Genomic DNA, 19,510 nt, shown 5'->3' with positions numbered 1-19,510 from the left:
ATGATCCGTCCGAGTCGGAAGTCGGACAGGCAGTGCGACAGGCGGCGTGGAACTTCCAAAAATCCCGCGTGACCCACGTCACCCTGCTGGGGGCGTCGTTGGGCAGGTCATGGACGTCTTCTCCCGAACGTTCCTCCCGGCCGCCGCCGAGGCTGGCCTGGCCGTGCAGACGGTGAGCCGGCACATGCCGGTCTTCCGGCGCTGCGTCGGCTCCGGTGACGCCACCATCCTGGTCACCCGTTGTAGCCGCCCCGACCGCCCGGTCACCGGCGACTACCTGTTGCTACTCACCCACCGCCGCCTGGTGGTGACCCAGCAGACCCGGCTCCTGCACCGACTGCGTCTGCACCTCAACACCGAGTTGCGCGAGCTGAGCAACGTCACCTGGAGCCCGGACCCGCGGCTGCAGTCGGTAGAGATGGCGGCCACCGCGATCGACGGGATCCGTGAGCGGTTCCTGATCCGGACCAGTCACCCGAAGCAGGTCTGGCAGCTCGACGCGTTGCTCAACCAGGCGTTCCGGACCCGCCTACGGCCGCCCGGCGCGCGGGTCGTCGCCAGCATCGGTGACGCACCGGCCACCGCCCGGCCCGGGATGTTCGCTCCGTCCTGGTGAGCTGACCCCGACCCGGGCGTCACTCCGCCTTTACCGAACTCGAACACACACCGATCGCGCCGAGGCCTCCCAGTCGGCAATCATGGGCCGGTGACCGTCGAACCACCGCATCGCGGGCTCGTCCTCGTCGTGGAGGACGAGCCGGCCATCGCCGACCTGGTCCGGCTCTACCTGACCCGGGACGGGTTCGGCGTCCACCTGGAACGTGACGGCGAGGCCGGTCTGAGCGCGGCCCGCCGGTTGCGCCCGGTGGCCTGCGTTCTGGACATCGCGCTGCCGGGTCTGCCCGGCACCGAGATCTGCCGCCGACTGCGCGAGGCCGGCGACTGGACCCCGGTCATCTTCCTCACCGCCCGCGACGACGAGGTGGACCGGATCGTCGGGCTGGAGTTGGGCGCCGACGACTACGTCACCAAGCCGTTCAGCCCCCGGGAGCTGGTTGCCCGGGTCCGGGCGGTGCTGCGCCGATCTGCCGGCGGCCCGGAGGGCGCGGACCGGCCACGTGTCGTCGGCCCGGTGACGCTCGACCCGGCCCGCCGCACGGTCACCGCCGCCGGCGCCCCGGTGCAGCTCACCTCCACCGAGTTCGACCTGCTGGCCCACCTGATGGCCCGGCCCGGCCGGGTCTTCACCCGGGAGGAGCTGCTGGCCGGAGTCTGGGGCTACGCGGCGCACGCCGGCACCCGGACGGTGGACGTGCACGTCGCCCAGGTGCGGGCGAAGCTCGGCCCGGCGAGTGTGATCCGGACCCATCGCGGCGTCGGGTACGCGGTCGATGCCTGACCACCCCGGGCACGTCGAGTCGCCGACCATGGCACTGCCGGTGGTCGGCGCCGCCCCACCCACCGCACCCCGACGAAGCCGACTCGGCCGTACGCTGACCGCCCGCGCGGTGCTCGTCACCTGCGCTGTGGCGTTGGTGTCGGTGCTGGTCACCGCCATCGTCGCGGTGCCGTTGGCGATCCGTGGCGCGGAGCGCAGCGAGCAGGAGGCGCTCGCCGCCCAGGCCCGACTCGCCGCCGAGGTGCTGCGGACCCGCCTCGACCGGGGTCGCAGCGCCGACGAGGAACGGCTCATCCAGCAACTGCGTGACCAGGGCATCGACGCGTACCTGATCCGCCGTGGGGCGGTCGACCGGGCGGGTCTGCCACCCCGGGTGGTGCAGCGGATCGGGCAGGGCCGCAACGTGTCGGCTCGCCGCTCGGTCAACGGTGAGCGGGCCCTGGTCGAGGGTCGGGCCCTGCCCGGCGGCAACGGGGTGGTGCTCTCCCGTCCGCTGGCCAACGGGTTGTGGGCCCGGGTGCTGCTCAGTCTCTGGTTGCCGCTGCTGGCCGGGTTGACCGCCGGTGTGGTGGCCGGGCTGCTGCTGGCCCGTCGGTTGGCCCGGCCGATCCGGGTCGCGGCCACCGCCGCCGCCCGGCTGCGCGCGGGTGACCGTGCCGTCCGGGTGCCTGTCGAGTCGCCGGACGAGGTCGCCGACCTGGCCAAGGCGTTGAACGGTCTGGCTGCCGCGCTGGCCACCAGCGAGGGCCGACAGCGGGAGTTCCTGCTCTCCGTCTCGCACGAGCTGCGCACCCCGCTGACAGCGATCCGGGGGTACGCCGAGGCGCTCGCCGACGGGGTGCTCGGCGCCGACGACACTGTGGACACCGGTCGGACGATGCTGGCCGAGGCCCAACACCTGGACCGGCTGATCGGCGACCTGTTGGCACTGGCCCGGCTGGAGGCCGCCGACTTCCCCCTGGAACCGGTGCCGGTGGACCTGACCCAACTGGCGGTGGAAGCGGAACCGACCTGGTCCGGTCGGTGCGCGGCGGTGGGTGTGCCGTTCCGGGTGGAGACGCCCGGTCGGCCGGTGCCCGCGTACACCGATCCGGGGAGGATCCGGCAGGTGCTGGACGGGCTGCTGGAGAACGCGCTGCGGGTCGTACCCCCGGGGTCGCCGGTGGTGCTCGCGGTCCGGCCGACCGGCGCGGACCCGGCGCACGGCGGCGTGTTGGAGGTTCGCGACGGCGGGCCCGGCTTCACCGACGACGACCTGGCGGTGGCCTTCGAACGCGGTGCGCTGCACGAGCGCTACCGGGGGGTGCGCAAGGTGGGCAGCGGACTGGGGTTGGCACTGGCCGCCGGGCTGGTCCGCCGGTTGGGCGGGGAGATCGCCGCGGGGCACGCGCCGGAGGGCGGTGCCGCCTTCACCGTCCGCCTGCCCGGTGATCCTTACCTGACCCGAACATCGGCCTGACGCTCCGCTCGTCGTTCCCGGGAAGGCTGAGGGCTCCACTGACGAGAGGAAGAGTCATGCCACGTTGGGGTATCGCCACCGGCACCACGGCACTGCTCGCGGCGGTCGCGCTCGGCGTCAGCGGCTGCGGCGCGGCCGAGGTGGCCAGCCAGCCCGCCCGGGATGTCGCCGTCGACGTCGCCGCCGCCATGGGAGTCGAGGGTCAGGCGCTGACCGCGATGGGCTTCGACGCCGACGACCTGGACGTGCGGACCGTTGCCGCACCGGCCACGCCGACGCCGGGTGCGTCCCCCAGCGCCCAGGAGAAGGCCCGGGAGAAGCGCGGTGAGGAGTGGCGCAAACGTCGCCAGGCCCGCGTGCTGCTGCGCAAGAACACACTGCACGGTGAGGCGGTGGTGAAGACGAAGGACGGCGGTACGCAGACTGTCGCCGTGCAGCGCGGCGAGGTGACAGCGATCGACGGCGACTCGATGATCGTCAAGTCCACCGACGGCTTCACCATGACCTGGACCTTCGGCGACGACCTGCGGGTGGTCGAGCGGCGGGCCACGGTGCAGCCGAGCGAGGTGAATGTCGGCGCGACGCTCGGCGTCGCCGGCGCGAAGGACGGCGACAAGGGCGTGGCCCGGCTCGTCCTCGTACCCCGCGCCAAGTGAGCGAAGGGGCCCTGGCCGACGCCAGGGCCCCTGCCCTCGTCAGTAGACGCGGGAGCCGATGAAGTCGTCGTGACCGTAGCCGACCGGGTTGGCGGCGGTACGGGCCTCGAACGACCACTGCTGCCTGGTGCTGCTGGAGCAGTTCGCCAACCGCAGGCGAGAGCTGCCCAGCAGCGGGTTGTCGAACGCCACGCAGAGGTTGTTGGCGCTCGCCGGCCTGATCTGGTTACCCACGAAGACGAACTGCTGCGCGCCGGTGCCGTTGCAGTCGTAGATGTTGACGGTGGTGCTGGCGGTCATCGAGCTGTTGGCGACGTCCAGGCAACGGTCGTGGGACAGCTCCGAGTGCAGCGACCGTCGGGCCGAGTCGTACCAGAAGCCCTGGTTACGCCCACCGTGGCAGGAGTACGGCTGCTGCGCGGTGCCGTTGCGGGAGTCGTACCCCTTGCCATCGACACAGGTGCCGGTGGCCACGTTGCGCAGTTGCTTGAACTCCAGCAGCCCCGGGTAGAGCACGCCACCGCCGGTGCTGGCCGGGTCGACGCAGCTCGCCCGTGTCTGCCCGGAGTTCCAGAACTGGGTGATGCACTGGGCGAACATGCCGTGCCCGCGGGCGTTGGGGTGGAACGACTGTCGGGCGGCATTCTCGTTCCAGATGCCGACCTCGATGAAGAGGCCGCGGACCGAGGTGTTGTCGGTGCACACCTCGTGCCCGTGGAAGAGCCGGCTGGCGTCCAGGTAGCGGGTGCCGGTGTTCGCCGCGGCCGAGCGCAGCGCCGACTCGAACATCGGCACCGCCTTGTTCCGGGCGAACGCCGCGTCGGCCAGGTAGAGCAGACAACCGCCGGAGTACCAGCCGGGGAAGTTGGCGTTGTCCTCCACGTCGGGGCTGCCGGGGCTCGGGTACGACATCAGCACCAGTTCGTAGTCCGACAGCAGGTAGCCGGCGTTGGTCATGGTCTGCCGGATGTCGGTCAGCGCCGACTCCACGGCCTGCCGGCTGCCGTCGGTGCGGATCGTCCACTGGTCGGTGTAGGTGGGGTAGCAGGCGCCCTGGAAGAAGACCCGGCGGACGGCGCAGTCGGTGGCGACCGGACCGAACTGGATGGTGCCGTCGCCGTTCGCGCCGACCACCACCCAGATCAGCTTCACGTGTGTGTTGCGCGCCTTGATGCCCAGGTGGTCGCCCTGGTTCAGCTCGTTGTGCTGGGTCGGGCCGCCGGCGATCAGGTTCCAGGGGGTGGCACCGGAGCAGGCGATGTTGTACTGCGCGTCCGACGTGATGCCGGTGCGGAAGACCGCCTGGTCGTACGAGCGGTCGCACCAGTTGCCGTCCTGGTGGGTGCCGGGGACGTAGTTGCCGACCCCCTCACCGGAGATCTCGCTGTCACCCATGGTGATCAACGAGGTACGCCGTTGCTCGATCGGGCGGATCGCCGGGCTGCCGTAGAGGGCGGTCGCCTCGGCGGCCCGGATGGCTTCGAGGTTGGCGGGGAGTGGTTGGACGGTTGGTCGGTCGGCGGCGGTGGCGGGGGTGGCCGGTCCGGCGAGCATCGGTAGGACGAGAGCGGCGACGGCGACGGCGACGGTGATGGCCCGTCGTCGGGTCGCGCGTTCGGGCCTGGCGGGAATTGCAGGCATCGACGCACTCCTTTCGGCTCAATCGCGGGACGTCGATTGAGTTACCAGACGGTAACGTGCGGATCAACGGATGTGAATGCGCTTCAGGTCCTTGCGCGCGGGATGCAGAACCGCCCGGATCGGACTATCCGGGCCCCCGCGCCAGCGCCACGACGGCGATGGGCCGGCTCCTGGTTCAGCGGGCCGGGCGGCGGTGCGGCGGGCATCTGGTTCAGCGGCCCGGCGGCGGTGCGGCGGGCTTCTGATTCAGCGGCCGGGCGGCAGGGCGTAGCCGACGTAGCCGCGGAACTCCAGCCGCCAGCCGGCCGGGACGAGTTTGGCGCAGGCCGCCTCGTTGCCGGTGCAGACGATCGCGTCGACCGAGGAGGGGTCGGCCGGTGGTCGTTCGGGCAACACCGACTGCAACGCCACCAGGTCCGGTGAGCCGCCGTCGGGCTGCCGCAGCAGCAGCCACCACGGGTACTCCCAGTTGTCGTTCTGCTGCACCAGCCCGATCCGTCGCGCACCGCTGTCCTGGACCGCTGTCGCCGCCCAGCGGAACTCGTCGGCCCACTGGGGGCGGCGCAGGAACCGGGTGTCCCAGTCCGAGGTGGTGAAGACCGAGCCGGCGCCGACCAGCCGGCGCGGGAAGCCGTACGACAGTGCGAGCACCCCGGCCAGCGCCGAGGTGGCCAGCACGGTGACGGCGGCCACTGTGGCAACCGTTCGACGCCCACCCGCACGGTTACGCAGGAGTGCGTCCAGCCAGAGGCCGGCGAGGGGCACGGCGAGCACCACGGCGTAGAGCAGCAGCCGGTTGCCCCACGGCTGCCACTTGATCATCGCGGTGTGCAGCAGCACGGCGGTCAGCACCACAGCGGCGTACGCCCGCAGCGACCCGGCCCGCTCGGGAGCGACCCGCCGTGGCCGGGCGAGCGCGATCACCGCACCGATCGCCGCCAACGCTCCGGCCAGCGGAAACGCCACCCGGTCCTCGTCCGGATACCAGGCGGGCTCCGGGAACAGTTCCCGCCCGAAGGTGATCGCGCGGTCCTGCGGGTCGACCCCGATCGCCTCGGCGCCGCTGATGATCACCTCGGCCCCGGCCCGACGCAGCGGCGCCAGCGGCGTGTCGAACGCGGTGTGCCCGATCCGCAGCGCGTTGACCACTATCGACGCCGGGTCGTGCCGCTCCATCGGGATGGACTCGCGCAGCCGGGGCGGCCCCAGCGGATGCCCGAACTCGGCTGTCACCCGGGCCAGGAACGGGCCGACCACCACGGCCGCGACCACCAGGATCAGCACCGAACCACCGACGGTGCGGGCCAGCCCTCCGACCGGCCAGGACCGCCGACCCCCACCGGGTCTCGCCGGGCCCGCCGGTGCCGATCGATCGTTCCGAGTCAGCCTCAACTGGGCCAGTCCCCAGAGCACCAGCAGCGGGCCGACAGCGATCAGGCCGCTGGTCTTGGTCACAGCGGTCAGCCCGGTGGCCGCCCCCAGCCCGAGTAGCGTGCCCCAGCCGGTCCGTCGACTCACCCCGTCCAGCACCAGTGTCGCCGCGCAGGCCACCCAGGCCGCGCAGATCAGGTCGGTCTGCGTGCTGGTCGCCTGGAGCACCACCATCGGCGTGGTCGCCAGCACGAACGCGGTGAGCAACTGGGCCCGCCGGCCGCCACCGAGCTGTGCGGTGATCCGTGCGGCCACCAGGAGGCAGACCACTCCGGCAGCCCACTGCACCAGGTTGTGCAGGTGGTCCCCACCGGTGAGCAGGCGAAGGTGCAGCAGCAGGTACTCGGCTCCGGGCGGGATGGTCACCTGCCGGTGGATGGCGGTGGGCCAGAAGTCCAGGTCACCCTGGGCCACCCAGTGCTCCACCTTCGGCAGGTGGTACGTCTGCGAGTCGAAGTTGTTCGGCTCGGCCAGCAGCGCGACCAGCAGCTCCACCAGGACCAGCCCGCCGACAGTGGCGGCGAGGAGTCGCTCACCCGGTCGGGCCGTACGCCAGGCGTCGACCGCCACGGCACGAAGGTCAGCGAACCCCCGACCAGCCCGGGTCGGCGCGAGGACGGGCTCACCGCTCTCGACGGCCGGGGCGGACACGTCGGGTCCGCCCCCGGACACCACAGCGCCGACCGGTACCGGCCGCGGTGCGGTGCTGACTGCCGGCGCAGCGCTGACCGGCACCGGTGTGGCAGCGGGCGGCTGCCCGAGGCGGGTCGCCCGTCGCCAGCGCAGACCGGCGGCCGTCGCGGCCGCGACCAGGAAGAGCAGCCAGGCGACTGTGAACGCGCCTCGGGTCAGCGCGTGCGACGCGCCGAGGACCTCGACGACGAGCACCGCGTACGCCCCGCTGAGCAGGGCGGCGCGCACCACGGCGAGCCGCAGCGGTGCCACCGCGCCAGCCTCACGTGGCATCGTCGCGACGATGAGCAGGAGCACCGCGGCGGCGGGAACCACCGCGAGCAGGGAGCCGGCAGCCGACATGGCGGAAGTAAACACCATTGATCTGAGGCCGCCGCGCCGGCTGCCCAGCGGTAGCGGTACGCGGTAAACAAACCAACCAGGCTAGGCTATGGCCGACGTGTTGCCGCCACCGTGGAGATCCCCGTGAAGCTCTCGATCCTCATGCCGGTCTACAACGAGGAAGAACGCATCGCGGATGCCCTCAAGCAGGCATTGGCGGTGGACTATCCCTGTGAGATCGAATTGGTAGTCGTCGACGACGGCAGCCGCGACGGCACGGGCGAGGTCCTCGGTCGCGCCGACGACGCACGCCTGCGGGTCATCACCCACCAGCGCAACGCCGGCAAGGGTGCCGCCATCAAGACGGCTGTCGACAGCGCCGAGGGCGACTACATGGTCATCCTCGACGCCGACCTGGAGTACGACCCGCAGGACATCCCCAAGCTGCTCGACCCGGTGCTCGACGGTCGGGCCACGGTTGTCTACGGCAATCGCACCTTCGGCAGCCACAGCGCCTACAGCTTCTGGTACGTGATGGGCAACAAGGGCGTCACGATGGCGGCCAACGTGCTGTTCAACTCCTACATCGGCGACCTCGAGACCTGCTTCAAGCTGATGCCGGTGGCGCTCTACCGGTCGCTTGAGGTGCGCTCGCGCGGCTTCGGCATGGAGGCCGAGGTGACCGGCAAGCTGCTGCGTCGCCGGATCCGGCCGTACGAGGTGCCGATCAGCTACCGGGCGCGCGGCCGCGAAGAGGGCAAGAAGATCACCTGGAAGGACGGCGTCGAGGCGATCTGGATCCTCGGGCGCGAGCGCGCTCGCCGCCGCCCCGCCGTCTCAGCCGCCAACTGACCCCAGGAACGCGCTGATCGACCGCCGCAGGCCGTCGGCGTCAAGACCATGCCACCGGGCGTGGTCGGCCGGATCGCCGTACCGTCGCAGGTCGGTCTGACGCACCCCGAGGGCGAGCAGCCGGTGCGGTACGTCCGCCAGGGCCCGGCTGACGAGCGCGCTCGACGTTCCCGCCAGATACGGCTCGACCAGCACCACGTCGGTGTTGGCGAGCGCCCGCAACCCGGGCGTGTCGAGCGGCCGGGGCGTGTGGGTGTACGCCACTGTCACGTCCATTCCCTCGGTCGCCGCCAGTGTGGGGTCGAGCATCGGTCCGACCGCCACCACGAGCGGCGCGTTCGTCAGGCCCCGCCGGAGCACCCGTAGCCCTGTGGCGTCCGGGTACGCCTCGGCGTTGCGCTGCTCGGAGAGCCGCAGGTAGATCGGATCGTCGTTGGTCACGGCGTTGCGCAGCAGCGGCGCCACCTCGTCCGGGTGGCCGGGGACCCGGACCGTCCAGCCGTCACCGAGCGAGTCGAAGAGCGCCACATCCCCGGGTGACTGGTGGGTGCGGCCCTCAGCCGACCCGTCGTACGACGCACCGATGCTGACCAGGACGGCACCCACGCCCTGGTGGTCCAGATCCAACTTGATCTGCTCGTATGCCCGGTCCACCAGGAACGTCGCGTACGAGTGCGCGATCGGACGCAGCCCGGTCAGCGCGAGCCCGCCGGCCACACCGATCATCAGTTGCTCCCGGATCCCCACGTTGAGCACCCGGTCCGGGTGGCGATTGCCGGCTGAGGCGAACTGGCTCGCCGAGATGTCGGCCAGCACCAGTGCGGTACGCGGATCCTCGTCGAGGAGCGCTGTGGTGGTGTCGATGAAGGCGGTACGCATGTCGGTCATCCCTTGCTCTCGATGCGGGCGACCACCAGGTGGGGGTGTCGTGGTCGGTGTCCGGTCAGCGCCGCGTACAGGGCTTCGTGGTTGCGGCCGTCGACGGTGTCGGCGGTCCACCCGTTGACTGTGAACCGGCTGGCGATGCCACCAGCCCACCCGTGGCTGGCCGACGAGTTGTCGACAACGACAGCGGTGAGGCTGTCCAGGCCGGTCGCCCCCGCGTACGCGATCGCCTCGTGGTTGGATCCCTCGTCCAGTTCGGCGTCGCCGAGCAGCACGTACACCCGGGGGTTGTGCAGCCCCTGGGCGCGCAGGCCGAGCGCTGTGCCGACGGCCAGCCCGAGCCCGTGCCCGAGGGAGCCGGAGCCGATCTCGACCCCGGGCACCAGGCGTCGGTCCGGGTGGTGGCCGAGCCGGCTCTCCGGTCCGGCCAGGTCGTCGAGCCAGGCGTCCGGGATGAAGCCGTGCGCGGCGAGCACCGCGTAGTAGGCGGCCGGTCCGTGGCCCTTGGAGAGCAGGAACCGGTCCCGCTCCGGGTCGTCGGCGGTGTCGGGGGTGACCCGCAGCACCCGGTCGTAGAGCACCTGGAGCACGTCGACGGTGGAGTGCGCGCTCGGCGCGTGTTTCTCGTCGCCGGTCAGTCGCCGGATCAGCCCGGGCAGTCGGGCGCTGCTGTCGGTGGTCAGTGTCGTGGTCATGCCACTACTGTGTGAGTTGAAGTGGACTTCAACTCAAGGACCTGGTGATGCCGGATCTATTGACCATCGGTGAGCTGTCCGCCCGCTCCGGGGTGGCACCGTCGGCGCTGCGCTACTACGAGCGACTCGGGCTGATCCGCGCCGACCGCACCGGCGGCAACCAGCGCCGGTACGCCCGCGCCGAGCTGCGGCGGGTCGCCTTCATCCGGATCTCCCAGCAGGTCGGCGTCTCGCTCGACGAGATCCGGGAGGCACTCGACTCGCTCCCCGAGGCCCGCACCCCGAGCCCACAGGACTGGGCGCGGCTGTCGGCGAGCTGGCGCAGCCGGCTGGACGAGCGCATCCGACTGCTCACCAAGCTCCGCGACGATCTGGACGGCTGCATCGGCTGCGGCTGCCTGTCCCTGCAGCGCTGCATGCTCAACAACCCGGGGGACACCCTGGCCGGCGAGGGCCCGGGCGCCCGGCTGGTGCTGCCCCGACCGACCGACGACCCGACGCTGGCAGGCTCGCTCAACTGACGGCCGACCGTCCCTCCGGCGGGCGGGTGAGCAGCACCTTGCCGAAGTGGTCGTTCGACTCGACGAGCCGGTGGGCCTGCGCCGCCTCGGTCATCGGCAGCCGCCGGTCCACGATCGGCCGGATCCGACCCGCCTCGACCAACGGCCACACCTCGTCCCGTACGCCCTGGACGATCTCCGCCTTCTCGGCGAGCGGACGGGACCGTAGCGACGTCGCTGTGACGCTGGCCCGCTTACTCACCAGCGCGCCAAGATCCAATTCGGCCTTGCGCCCGCCCTGCATCCCGATGACCACGAGCCGACCGCCGGTGGCCAGCGCGGAGACGTTCCGCCCCAGGTAGGACCCACCCATGATGTCGAGGATGACGTCCACGCCGCGTCCGTCGGTGACCCGGCGGACCTCCTCGACGAAGTCCTGCTCCCGGTAGTCGATGATGTGCGCAGCGCCCAGCTCACGCAGCCGGTCGTGCTTGGCCTCCCGCGCCGTGGTGAGCACTGTCACGCCGAGGGCCGCCCCGTACTGGATGGCGAAGGTGCCGATCCCGCTGCCGCCGCCGTGCACCAGCAGCGTGTCGCCCGCGCCGAGCCGCGCCACCTGGACCAGGTTGGACCAGACCGTGCAGGCCACCTCGGGCAGCGCCGCCGCGTCGACCGGGTCGCAGGCCGGCACCGGCAGCAACTGCCCGGCGGGCACCGCGACCCGCTCCGCGTACCCGCCGCCGGCCAGCAGCGCGCAGACCTGCTGCCCGACCGCCCACCCGGCGACCTCCGCGCCAACCTCCGTGATCACCCCAGAACATTCCAACCCGGGGTACGCGGGCGCGCCCGGCGGCGGCGGATAGTGCCCCTGCCGTTGCAGCAGGTCAGCGCGGTTGACGCCGCTGGCCCGCACATCCACGATCACCTCGTCCGGGCCCGGCTCCGGGTCGGGCACCTCGGCCCAGACCAACGCGTCGGGTCCACCGGGCTGCGGAATCGTGATGGCTCGCATGGGCCCAGTCTTCCTGATCTTCCCGGGCGTCGCAGGCGCACCGTCCAGCCCACTGTGGACACGGCAGACCGCCTGGCTGGCGCACCGGGGAGGGACGCCGGGCCGACCGGAGCGAGCCGTGGCAGACTATGCGTGGCCGTACGCCCACGGGTGGCGGTCCAGGAGGGTTCGCCTAGTGGCCGATGGCGCTGGTCTTGAAAACCGGTAAGGCAGCGATGTCTTCGTGGGTTCGAATCCCACACCCTCCGCCACCTTGATCCACTCGACTTCCCGGAAGTCGGGGTGTCAGGACTCCGGGGACACCCCGACATCATTGAACCGAGTCGATCGCCTGGTCCACGCCTCGTAACTGAGCAGGACGGCGAGGAACGCGGTGAGCAGGCCGAGCGCGGCCAGACCCGGCAGGTGCCGGCCGGCGGGGAGCAACAGCAGCGCCACGACGGGAGCGACGAACTGCCCCGGTCGTACGCACCGGACGCTGAGACTGAGGAACGTCGCCCGGCCAGCGAGGAACAGGGCGGTCCCCCCGAACAACGCGACGGCAGGCATCCAGTCCGAGATGCCGTGGGACTCCTCATGTGCCAGGCCGGCAAGCACCTGCTCGACTCCCAGTGCCACGTAGATGGTCCCGGCGAGTACCGGGAAGTGGGCGACGCTGTAGGCGTTGGCACCCACGTGGGCCCGCCGCAGCCCGGACTCCGTCGTCAGCGCGTGCCTGGAGGTTGCCGCGCTCGCTGAGTAGAGCCAGTACAGGCACACAGTGACGGCCAGGGTGAGGAGCGCGGCCAGCAGGATCGGTCCACGGATCCGCTGAATCCCGACGCCGGCGGCAACCGAGATCAGGGATTCTCCGAGCGCAATGATCACCACGAGGCTGTGCCGCTCGGCGAAGTGGCCGGGGCTGCGTACGGGCCACCCACTCAGCATCGAGGAGACCACCCCGCCGCCCATGTCGATGGTGAGGGCCAGCGCCCAGAGCAGGATCTGTGCGGCGCCGCCGAACACGGCGCCGAGGACGAGTGGAATCCAGGACAACGTGGTGGAGAGGGCGTAGAGGCGAATGGTCCTGCGCAGCTGCCGGTTTCCCGCCGACACCCAGCGGAAGAGAACCAGATCGATAACTCGAAGTGCGATGTAGGCCAGTACCAGGATCAGCCGGGACCCCGTCGTACCCGGTCCGGTCCTCCAGGCGTCGGGGATGACGAGAGCGATGAGGAAGACGGCCGCCATCGCGACGGTGACGCCGGCACGGATCAACCCGACGTCGATCCGGACGTGGTTGCCCAGCCAGGAGTAGACCAGCCAGGAGATCCAGAGCAGCAGGAGTACGAGGAATCCCTGCATCAAGGTCACCGGCGCGGGTCGCTGGCTCATGAACGTGGTGACCCGGATCAGGCCGAAGACGAAGACCAGGTCAAAGAAGATCTCGAACAGAATGGGTCGGTGTGTCTCCGGGGTCACCATCGGTCGTGCCCCGACAATCCGCCCCATCAGCACATCTTGGCTGCTCGCCCCGAAGCGGTCCGGCGCGCCGTGTCCCGGTCACTCCGGCGGGTCGGTGGCCCGGCGCTGCTGGCGGATCGTCTCCTCGGCCAGTCGCTCGACAGCGCGTCGGCGTTCGTCGGCGATGGCTCGTTCGTCCCGGCGGCGGAACGCGGTGACAACGGCTACCACGAAGTCCCGCCAGATGCCGGCCACGATGTCCCCCTGCGGAACGTTGCCCGACCTCAAACGTAGCTCCGCGAAACCACAGTCGGTCAGCGCGTGCCTTCCGGTCGTTGGGAGGGCTGTGGCGGGGTAAGAAGGGGCTGGTATCTCCGCACATCGGAAGGACGCGTCCCCATGACCCTGGAACGACCGATCGCCCCGGACCCGTACGAGCTGCTGCCGACGCTGCCCTCGTTCACGCTGACGAGCGACGACGTGCAGAACGGCGAGCCGATGGACGCCCGGCACGCGCATGGCAGCACCGGGGGTGACAACGTCTCGCCGCAGCTGACCTGGTCGGATTTCCCCGCCGAGACGAAGAGCTTCACTGTGACCTGCTACGACCCGGACGCGCCGACGGGCAGCGGTTTCTGGCACTGGGTGCTGGTGAACGTGCCGGTCAACGTCACCCAGTTGCCAAGCGGGGCTGGTGGCGCGGCGGGCACCGACCTCGGCGGGGCGTTCTCGGTCCGCAACGACTACGGCGAGCAGGGCTACGGCGGAGCGGCTCCGCCGGCCGGCGACCGCCCGCACCGGTACGTCTTCGCGGTGCACGCCCTGGACGTCGACCGCCTGGACCTGACCCCGGACGCCACCCCCGCCTACGTCGGCTTCAACCTGACGTTCCACACCCTGGCCCGAGCGGTAATCCGCCCCACGTACCAAATCAAGGACTGACCCCGCCCCCAGCTCCCGCGATCTTGCACTTTCTGTCCCGACATCCTTGACATAAAGGGCATAAGGACGACAGAAAGTGCAAGATCGCCGGGGCCGGGGCCGGGGCCGGGGCCGGGGCCGGGGGTCAGGCTGGAACGCGGGCTACGGCGAAGACGGACTGGCCGAAGGGCGGGAGGACGAGCTGCTCGGCGGCCTTGGTGGCGGGCAGGACGAGGGTGTCGTACACCTTGACCATCGGGCCCTCCTTCGGCATCAGCCGGAAGACCTTGGTGGCCATGAAGTAGCCGATCAGCCCGAGCGCGTTGGCGTAGTGCATCTTCTCGATCGTCAGACCGGCGTCGGTCATCGCCGCCCCGAGCGTCTTCTTCGTGTAGCGGCGGACGTGCCCGGTGGCGATATCGGCAGGACCCATCGCGAACTGGAACGCGGGCACGATGATGATCACGGCGCCGCCGGGTCGGACCAGGTCGCGCATGCTCTGTAGCGCGCCCACGTGGTCCTCGATGTGCTCCAGAACGTTGTACGAGACGGCGGCGCTGTAGTCGCCCCGGTCGTTGTGCGGCAGCAGCATCTGCCGGACAACGACGTTCGGGCGGTCGGCGAGGCGCTCCTTGAGCTGCACCAGCCGGTCCGGGTCGGCCTCGGTGGCGGTGAACCGCGGCAGCCGCTCGGACCATTCCAGCGCGTAATCACCGAGACCGCTGCCGATCTCGATCGGGTCGTCGCCGAGATACGGCACGGCCAGTTCGATGAACCAGCGACGGTGGTTGACAGCGGTTGCCAGGCCTTCCAGCACCTCGGACTGCACGCGCTGATCCCCAGTGATTTCTGCCATGCGTCGATTCCTCACGATATGAACTCGACCCGTGCCTGGACCGACAGAGTGAATCATCCGCTGGGACGGCGAAAGAATCGGGGCATCGGGGTGGCCGAATTGTGGTCGGGGGGTGGGTTCGTGATCGGCGGTCGGCGAACCCGGCACATAGTACGGCAGTACCCCGAAACATGTCACGGCGGTGCCATACGCTGACTACCCTATGAATTGTCATGACTACTCCTGAACCGGACGTGCCCAGCGGCAGCGGCGGCCCGGCCGCCGCGCCGTCGGCGGAGGGGGCTTCCGGTGCAGTTCGGCCTTCCCGCAGGGGGATGTGGGCCGATCTGGCCGCCGTGCTGAGCTTCGTGGTGCTCGGCTTCTGGGTCACCTGTCGACTCTGGCTGGACCCCGGCAGCGATGTGCGGGACAACCAGTCCGATCAGTCGCAGTTTGAATGGATGATGGCCCACGGTGCGCGAGTAGTCACGCACTTTGCGTATCCGTTCCATTCCAATCAGATGAACGTCCCCGACGGCGTCAATCTGATGGCCAATACGTCCGTATTATCCATTTCATTGCCAATGACGCCGATCACCCTGCTGTTCGGGCCGCGAGCGTCATTTCTGATCTTTCTCACCGCCGGCATGATTGCCACCGCCACGGCCTGGTATTTCCTGCTCTCCCGGGTCCTGATCGGCAGCCGGGGGCCGGCGTGGCTGGGCGCCGGCTTCTGCGCGTTCGCGCCGGCCATGGTGTCGCACGCCAATGGGCATCCGAACATCGTGTCGCAGTTCGTCGTCCCGCTGATCATTTGGCGCACGCTACGACTCGGCGAACCGGGCCGCTGGCTGCGCAACGGGGTCCTCCTCGCGCTGGTCATCGTCTGGCAGGCGTTCCTCAACCTGGAGATCCTGCTGATGACCGCGATCGGGCTCGGCGTGATCGTCGGCGTGCTCGCTCTCGGCCGCCCGGATCTACGGTCGCGGGCCCGATCCTTCCTCGCTGGGCTGGCCGTCGCCGCGGGGGTCGCCGGGCTCCTGCTCGCGTACCCCCTGTACGTCCAGTTCTTCGGACCTGACGCGTACTCCGGGTTGTCCCGTCTGATCCGCGGCTACTCCAGCGACGTGGCCTCGTTCGTCGCGTACTCCCGGGAATCGCTGGCCGGCAGCGCGCGCACCGCTGCGGGCCTGGCCAAGAACCCGACCGAGGAGAACAGCTTCTTCGGTTGGGCGCTGGTGGTGCTGGTGATCGCAGTGGTCTGGTGGCTGCGCCGCTCGATCGTGGTGCTCGCGCTGGCCGCGCTCGGGTTGCTCTTCGCTGTGCTCTCGCTGGGTCGGGAGGTCCGCTTCGACAACCGGGGTACGGGTGTGCCGGGCCCCTGGGCGGCGCTGGAGAACCTGCCCATCCTGCACTCGGTGGTGCCGACACGCTGGGCGTTGGCGATCACCCCGATCATCGGGCTGCTGCTCGCCTACGGCGCCGAACGTGCCCGCGAGTTGGCCGACGCGCACCCGGCCGATCGGAGGCAGGTCCGCTTCGTCACCGCCACAGTGCTCACGATGGCCCTGTTGCCGATCGTCCCCACCCCGCTGCCCGTGGCCCACCTCGACCCGGTCCCCAGCTTCGTGACCAGTGGGGCGTGGCGGCCGTACGTGGCCGGTGGGCGCAGTGTGGTGACCCTGCCGTTGCCGGACACCACCTACGCCGAGCCGCTGCGCTGGTCGGCGGCGACCCGGCTGGACATGCCGCTGGCCCGTGGCTACTTCCTCGGCCCGGACACCCGCCCGAACGCCGATCCGCCGAAGGTCGCGTTGTTCGGTGCGACTCCCCGTCCCACCAGTAGCTTCTTCTCCACCATCCGGCGCACCGGGGCGGTGCCGCCGATCACGCCGCAGAGCCGGGTCCGAGCGGTCGACGACCTGCGCTATTGGCGGGCCGGGGTGGTCATCCTCGGGCCGCACGAGCACGAGGCAGCGCTGCGCCGGGGGATGACCGAGCTGACCGGGATCCAGCCGGTCTTCACCGGCGGCGTGTGGGTGTGGGACGTCCGGTCGTTGACCGATTGAGCAGTGCGGTCCAGCCCGGCTCGGCGGATGCAGCCCGGCTAGCGGACGCAGCAGCCCTGGCAGACCTTCGGGTGGGGCAGGGTGAAGGCGAGGCAACAGGTGCGACGCTGCACTGTCGGCTCACCGGTCGGCCCCGGCACCAGCTCGATCAGGTCGGCCAGGTCGAGTGCGCCGAGCACCGTGTCGATGCTCTGCACAGTGGAGCCGGGCAGAGCGTCAGCGGCCCGCAGGATGCCGTGCGCGATGCCGGAGGCGACCGAGCCGAGTAGCGTCCGGGTGCCCACCCGGACCTCGGACTGGATCGCTGTGATGAGCGGCGCCAGGTGGGCGTCGAGCAGGGACGCGCGCAGCGCGGCCAGCAGCTCCGCCTCGTCGGCGACGACCCGCACCTCCGGAAGGCCGACCAGCGCCAGCGGATCGTTCGGCAGCACCGCCACCGTGGTGCCCCGGCGCATGCCCATGGTGAGCAGCTGGCGATGGTCCTCGAAGTGGATCAGCAGGTCGGCCGGATCGAGCAGTGGCACCCGCCGGGCGGAGGCCCAGCCGAGCACTACCGGCAACGCTGCCCAGTAGCTGTAGGACTTCCAGGCCAGCGCAGCGCAGGCGTGCGGGGTGCCGCCCCAGCGGACGGCGGCGCCGTTCAGCAGCTCCGGCAGTCGGGTGCCGTCGATCAGGGTGGTGGCGGGCGCCCAGCCGAGCTCGTCGTCGACCAGCAGGCCCCGGGCGAGGCCGGGGAGGTCGTCGGTGCCGAACATGGCCCGGAGCGCCGCGGTGACGGGGGCGAGCGGCGTGGTGGCGGCCTCCCGGCGTGGCATCACCGCTGTCACCTGAGTCGTCCCCTGTCTGTGTGACCGAGGAGTGCGCCCCGGCGGACGAACCAGTGCCGTCCTGAGCTAAGGCTAGCCTAACCAAGGCCCTGGCCGTAAGGGAAGCCTCCTTGGTCGCATCCCGGACGCCCAGGTCACCCCGTGAATGACGGGAGTAGTGCTTCGCCTACTACCCGGAGTCAGTGCTGGGAAACGCCGCCGCACGATCGATGGCCATCGGTGAATTGTCAAGCGGTGTGTCGAAAACATGCCACTTGCGTGTGTGCTCGCGCACGGAACGTGAAACTTATAGCCCCGGCCACGAGGAAGCTCATGACGACCTCACCCCTCGAACGGGCTGCCGACTCCTTCGCGGCCGAACTCGCCCGGCAACGGACCGGGCGCGGGCTGTCCAAGAAGCAACTGGCCGTCCTGATGGGGTTCGACCCGTCCTACGTGAGCCACGTCGAGGGGCGCCGTCACCGCCCGACCGAGGACTTCGCCCGCCGCGCGGAGGCCGTGCTGGAGGCGAGCGGCGCGATCTGGCAGCGCTTCCGGGAGTACGACGACCTACGGCACGCTCGGGCGGGTCCACCGCACCGCGAGCAGTACCTGCCAGGCCAGTGGCTGCCGCCCGGCACCGGCTTGGTCGTGGAACGGGAGCTGGCCACCCTCACCCACGCCGACGACGGCTACCGGTGCGTCATCCACCGTGAGCTGTACAACGCCGGCACCGAACCGGTCACCCGCTACCTGGTCCGGGTCGCCGTCGACCGCTACCCGAACGACCCCGGCCGTTCCAATCGGCACCACCGGGAGCACCCCCTCACCTTTGCCGAGCTGCAGATACAGGCCCGTCGAGACGACGGCGGCGGCGACCCGGAGCCGATGCACTGGCGAGCCAAGCACGATCGGGACGCGTTCAAGGAGATCTGGCTGCTCTTCGAGAACGGCGAGCGACGATTCCCCCTCTACCCGGGCGACCGGGCCACCATCGAGTACGCGTACAGCGTCGGGCACGAGAAGTGGGGCCCCTGGTTCCAGCGAGCCGTCCGACTGCCCACCCGGCAGCTCGCCGTACGCCTGGATTTGCCCGCGGCACTCGACCCGCAGGTCTGGGGCGTGGAGACCTCGCTCAGCGCCGAGGAGGGCCCGCTGCGGACGGCCCCGCAGCGTCACGACGAGGGCGACCGGGTGATCTACGACTGGCAGACCGACGACCCCCCGTTGAACGCCCGCTACCGGATGCAGTGGCGGTTCCGTGCCCGTCCGGACACCGAGCCGGACGTCGGCCCCGGCGGCGCCCGGGTCCGACCCAGCGACCGGATGCGCGGCCTCGGCATCGTGCAACGCGGGGACGACCTGCTCCGCCAGCGGGCCCGCCCGTTCGACCTGCCCGGGGAGGAACACGCCGCCAGGGACGTTGTCGACCGGCTCACCATGGCCCTGGCCCGGCTCGACGAGCTGCACCCGTTCAGCAAGGGAGTGGGCGTTGCCGCCCCGCAGTTCGGCATCGGCCGCGCGGCGGCCGTGGTGCGGCCCCCCGACCGGTCAGCGGAGCCGGTAGTGCTGCTCAACCCACGGGTGGTCGACGCCGACCCGGAGACCGACGAGCAGTACGAGGGCTGCCTCTCCTACTTCGACCACCGAGGTCTGGTGCCCCGGCCGCTACGCCTGGACGTGGAACACGCCCAGTGGGACGGCAGCCGGATCATCACATCGTTCGAATTCGGCATGGCCCGGCTGGTCGCACACGAGATCGACCACCTGGAGGGCCGGCTCTACGTCGACCGGATGGCACCCGGCGTGCCGTTGGTGCCGGTGGAGGAGTACCGCGAGACCGGGCACCCCTGGCGGTACTGACCACGAAGGGACCGGGGCGCGTGCCCCAG

General features: G+C 70.7%; 18 protein-coding genes and 1 tRNA gene. 10 read left to right on the top strand and 9 right to left on the bottom strand.

Features of this window, described 5'->3' with window-relative positions; genetic code table 11:
* Positions 1-109: 109 nt before the first annotated feature.
* The 4 genes from AB0C19_RS02725 to AB0C19_RS02710 all read left to right on the top strand — a co-directional run bounded on the left by AB0C19_RS02725 (position 110) and on the right by AB0C19_RS02710 (position 3,514).
* Entirely contained in the window at positions 110-616 is a 507-nt protein-coding gene (locus tag AB0C19_RS02725; RefSeq protein WP_357178412.1) for a hypothetical protein, read from the top strand.
* Between the two features lie 90 nt (positions 617-706).
* Positions 707-1,399 (top strand): response regulator transcription factor, encoded by a 693-nt coding sequence (locus tag AB0C19_RS02720; RefSeq protein WP_124822475.1) that lies wholly within the window; start codon positions 707-709, stop codon positions 1,397-1,399.
* Positions 1,392-2,858, top strand: coding sequence for a HAMP domain-containing sensor histidine kinase (locus AB0C19_RS02715; RefSeq protein WP_357178408.1), 1,467 nt, complete (start codon positions 1,392-1,394; stop codon positions 2,856-2,858). The genes AB0C19_RS02720 and AB0C19_RS02715 overlap by 8 nt, the downstream gene beginning before the upstream one ends.
* Positions 2,859-2,914: 56 nt before the next feature.
* Positions 2,915-3,514 carry a hypothetical protein gene (locus tag AB0C19_RS02710; RefSeq protein WP_357178405.1) on the top strand — a complete coding sequence of 200 codons (600 nt, stop codon included), beginning with the start codon at positions 2,915-2,917 and terminating at the stop codon, positions 3,512-3,514.
* A gap of 39 nt (positions 3,515-3,553) precedes the next feature.
* Here the strand turns inward: AB0C19_RS02710 and AB0C19_RS02705 are convergent, their stop codons facing one another.
* Together AB0C19_RS02705 and AB0C19_RS02700 are read right to left on the bottom strand one after the other, a co-directional pair.
* The gene (locus AB0C19_RS02705; RefSeq protein WP_357178402.1) at positions 3,554-5,155 is read right to left on the bottom strand and encodes a ricin-type beta-trefoil lectin domain protein; all 1,602 of its coding nucleotides are present in this window, start codon (positions 5,153-5,155) and stop codon (positions 3,554-3,556) included.
* A gap of 246 nt (positions 5,156-5,401) precedes the next feature.
* Positions 5,402-7,621, bottom strand: a complete 2,220-nt coding sequence (locus tag AB0C19_RS02700) for a glycosyltransferase family 39 protein (protein ID WP_357178399.1) — start codon at positions 7,619-7,621, stop codon at positions 5,402-5,404.
* Positions 7,622-7,744: 123 nt separating this feature from the next.
* Between AB0C19_RS02700 and AB0C19_RS02695 the strand changes: the two genes are divergently transcribed.
* The gene (locus AB0C19_RS02695) at positions 7,745-8,452 is read left to right on the top strand and encodes a glycosyltransferase family 2 protein (RefSeq protein WP_030487790.1); all 708 of its coding nucleotides are present in this window, start codon (positions 7,745-7,747) and stop codon (positions 8,450-8,452) included.
* Here AB0C19_RS02695 and AB0C19_RS02690 read toward each other — a convergent pair.
* Together AB0C19_RS02690 and AB0C19_RS02685 are read right to left on the bottom strand one after the other, a co-directional pair.
* Positions 8,438-9,331, bottom strand: a complete 894-nt coding sequence (locus AB0C19_RS02690; RefSeq protein ID WP_357178394.1) for a transketolase — start codon at positions 9,329-9,331, stop codon at positions 8,438-8,440. The genes AB0C19_RS02695 and AB0C19_RS02690 overlap by 15 nt on opposite strands.
* A gap of 5 nt (positions 9,332-9,336) precedes the next feature.
* Positions 9,337-10,032: a transketolase gene (locus AB0C19_RS02685; RefSeq protein ID WP_357178391.1), complete on the bottom strand. Its 696-nt coding sequence runs from the start codon at positions 10,030-10,032 to the stop codon at positions 9,337-9,339.
* A gap of 47 nt (positions 10,033-10,079) precedes the next feature.
* Here AB0C19_RS02685 and soxR point away from each other — a divergent pair, with 47 nt between their 5' ends.
* Positions 10,080-10,553 (top strand): redox-sensitive transcriptional activator SoxR, encoded by a 474-nt coding sequence (soxR, locus tag AB0C19_RS02680; RefSeq protein ID WP_357178388.1) that lies wholly within the window; start codon positions 10,080-10,082, stop codon positions 10,551-10,553.
* On the opposite strand, the gene AB0C19_RS02675 is transcribed toward soxR, so the two are convergent.
* Entirely contained in the window at positions 10,546-11,544 is a 999-nt protein-coding gene (locus AB0C19_RS02675; protein WP_357178385.1) for an NAD(P)H-quinone oxidoreductase, read from the bottom strand. The two genes, soxR and AB0C19_RS02675, sit on opposite strands and share 8 nt — an antisense overlap.
* A 161-nt stretch (positions 11,545-11,705) precedes the next feature.
* On the opposite strand from AB0C19_RS02675, the gene AB0C19_RS02670 reads away from it, so the two are divergent.
* A tRNA-Ser gene (locus AB0C19_RS02670) sits at positions 11,706-11,795 on the top strand.
* Positions 11,796-11,829: 34 nt separating this feature from the next.
* On the opposite strand, the gene AB0C19_RS02665 is transcribed toward AB0C19_RS02670, so the two are convergent.
* Positions 11,830-13,035 (bottom strand): low temperature requirement protein A, encoded by a 1,206-nt coding sequence (locus tag AB0C19_RS02665; RefSeq protein WP_357178381.1) that lies wholly within the window; start codon positions 13,033-13,035, stop codon positions 11,830-11,832.
* Positions 13,036-13,086: 51 nt separating this feature from the next.
* Positions 13,087-13,242, bottom strand: coding sequence for a hypothetical protein (locus AB0C19_RS02660; protein WP_357178378.1), 156 nt, complete (start codon positions 13,240-13,242; stop codon positions 13,087-13,089).
* 144 nt (positions 13,243-13,386) lie between these two features.
* Here AB0C19_RS02660 and AB0C19_RS02655 point away from each other — a divergent pair, with 144 nt between their 5' ends.
* Positions 13,387-13,929 carry a YbhB/YbcL family Raf kinase inhibitor-like protein gene (locus AB0C19_RS02655; RefSeq protein WP_357178375.1) on the top strand — a complete coding sequence of 181 codons (543 nt, stop codon included), beginning with the start codon at positions 13,387-13,389 and terminating at the stop codon, positions 13,927-13,929.
* Between the two features lie 124 nt (positions 13,930-14,053).
* Here the strand turns inward: AB0C19_RS02655 and AB0C19_RS02650 are convergent, their stop codons facing one another.
* Entirely contained in the window at positions 14,054-14,764 is a 711-nt protein-coding gene (locus AB0C19_RS02650; RefSeq protein WP_357178372.1) for a class I SAM-dependent methyltransferase, read from the bottom strand.
* Positions 14,765-15,078: 314 nt separating this feature from the next.
* Between AB0C19_RS02650 and AB0C19_RS02645 the strand changes: the two genes are divergently transcribed.
* A complete protein-coding gene (locus AB0C19_RS02645; protein ID WP_357179462.1) occupies positions 15,079-16,812 on the top strand; it encodes a hypothetical protein in 1,734 nt (577 codons plus the stop codon).
* Between the two features lie 38 nt (positions 16,813-16,850).
* On the opposite strand, the gene AB0C19_RS02640 is transcribed toward AB0C19_RS02645, so the two are convergent.
* The gene (locus tag AB0C19_RS02640; RefSeq protein WP_357179459.1) at positions 16,851-17,627 is read right to left on the bottom strand and encodes a hypothetical protein; all 777 of its coding nucleotides are present in this window, start codon (positions 17,625-17,627) and stop codon (positions 16,851-16,853) included.
* Between the two features lie 324 nt (positions 17,628-17,951).
* Here AB0C19_RS02640 and AB0C19_RS02635 point away from each other — a divergent pair, with 324 nt between their 5' ends.
* Entirely contained in the window at positions 17,952-19,481 is a 1,530-nt protein-coding gene (locus tag AB0C19_RS02635) for a peptide deformylase (RefSeq protein WP_357178369.1), read from the top strand.
* Positions 19,482-19,510: the final 29 nt, after the last annotated feature.

It is taken from the genome of Micromonospora sp. NPDC048842, from assembly GCF_040649935.1.
Taxonomy (GTDB): Bacteria; Actinomycetota; Actinomycetes; order Mycobacteriales; family Micromonosporaceae; genus Micromonospora; species Micromonospora hortensis.
This window is presented reverse-complemented; position numbering and strand designations above follow the sequence as displayed.

What these genes read in the sequence shown, in the direction of transcription:
- AB0C19_RS02685 (WP_357178391.1), bottom strand. Translation starts at nt 10,032, where the DNA reads ATGACCACGACACTGACCACCGACAGCAGCGCCCGACTGCCCGGGCTG.
- AB0C19_RS02705 (WP_357178402.1), bottom strand. Translation starts at nt 5,155, where the DNA reads ATGCCTGCAATTCCCGCCAGGCCCGAACGCGCGACCCGACGACGGGCC.
- AB0C19_RS02650 (WP_357178372.1), bottom strand. Translation starts at nt 14,764, where the DNA reads ATGGCAGAAATCACTGGGGATCAGCGCGTGCAGTCCGAGGTGCTGGAA.
- AB0C19_RS02665 (WP_357178381.1), bottom strand. Translation starts at nt 13,035, where the DNA reads ATGGGGCGGATTGTCGGGGCACGACCGATGGTGACCCCGGAGACACAC.
- AB0C19_RS02645 (WP_357179462.1), top strand. Translation starts at nt 15,079, where the DNA reads ATGTGGGCCGATCTGGCCGCCGTGCTGAGCTTCGTGGTGCTCGGCTTC.
- AB0C19_RS02640 (WP_357179459.1), bottom strand. Translation starts at nt 17,627, where the DNA reads ATGCCACGCCGGGAGGCCGCCACCACGCCGCTCGCCCCCGTCACCGCG.
- AB0C19_RS02700 (WP_357178399.1), bottom strand. Translation starts at nt 7,621, where the DNA reads ATGTCGGCTGCCGGCTCCCTGCTCGCGGTGGTTCCCGCCGCCGCGGTG.
- AB0C19_RS02710 (WP_357178405.1), top strand. Translation starts at nt 2,915, where the DNA reads ATGCCACGTTGGGGTATCGCCACCGGCACCACGGCACTGCTCGCGGCG.
- AB0C19_RS02655 (WP_357178375.1), top strand. Translation starts at nt 13,387, where the DNA reads ATGACCCTGGAACGACCGATCGCCCCGGACCCGTACGAGCTGCTGCCG.
- AB0C19_RS02715 (WP_357178408.1), top strand. Translation starts at nt 1,392, where the DNA reads ATGCCTGACCACCCCGGGCACGTCGAGTCGCCGACCATGGCACTGCCG.
- soxR (WP_357178388.1), top strand. Translation starts at nt 10,080, where the DNA reads ATGCCGGATCTATTGACCATCGGTGAGCTGTCCGCCCGCTCCGGGGTG.
- AB0C19_RS02690 (WP_357178394.1), bottom strand. Translation starts at nt 9,331, where the DNA reads ATGCGTACCGCCTTCATCGACACCACCACAGCGCTCCTCGACGAGGAT.
- AB0C19_RS02635 (WP_357178369.1), top strand. Translation starts at nt 17,952, where the DNA reads ATGACGACCTCACCCCTCGAACGGGCTGCCGACTCCTTCGCGGCCGAA.
- AB0C19_RS02675 (WP_357178385.1), bottom strand. Translation starts at nt 11,544, where the DNA reads ATGCGAGCCATCACGATTCCGCAGCCCGGTGGACCCGACGCGTTGGTC.
- AB0C19_RS02725 (WP_357178412.1), top strand. Translation starts at nt 110, where the DNA reads ATGGACGTCTTCTCCCGAACGTTCCTCCCGGCCGCCGCCGAGGCTGGC.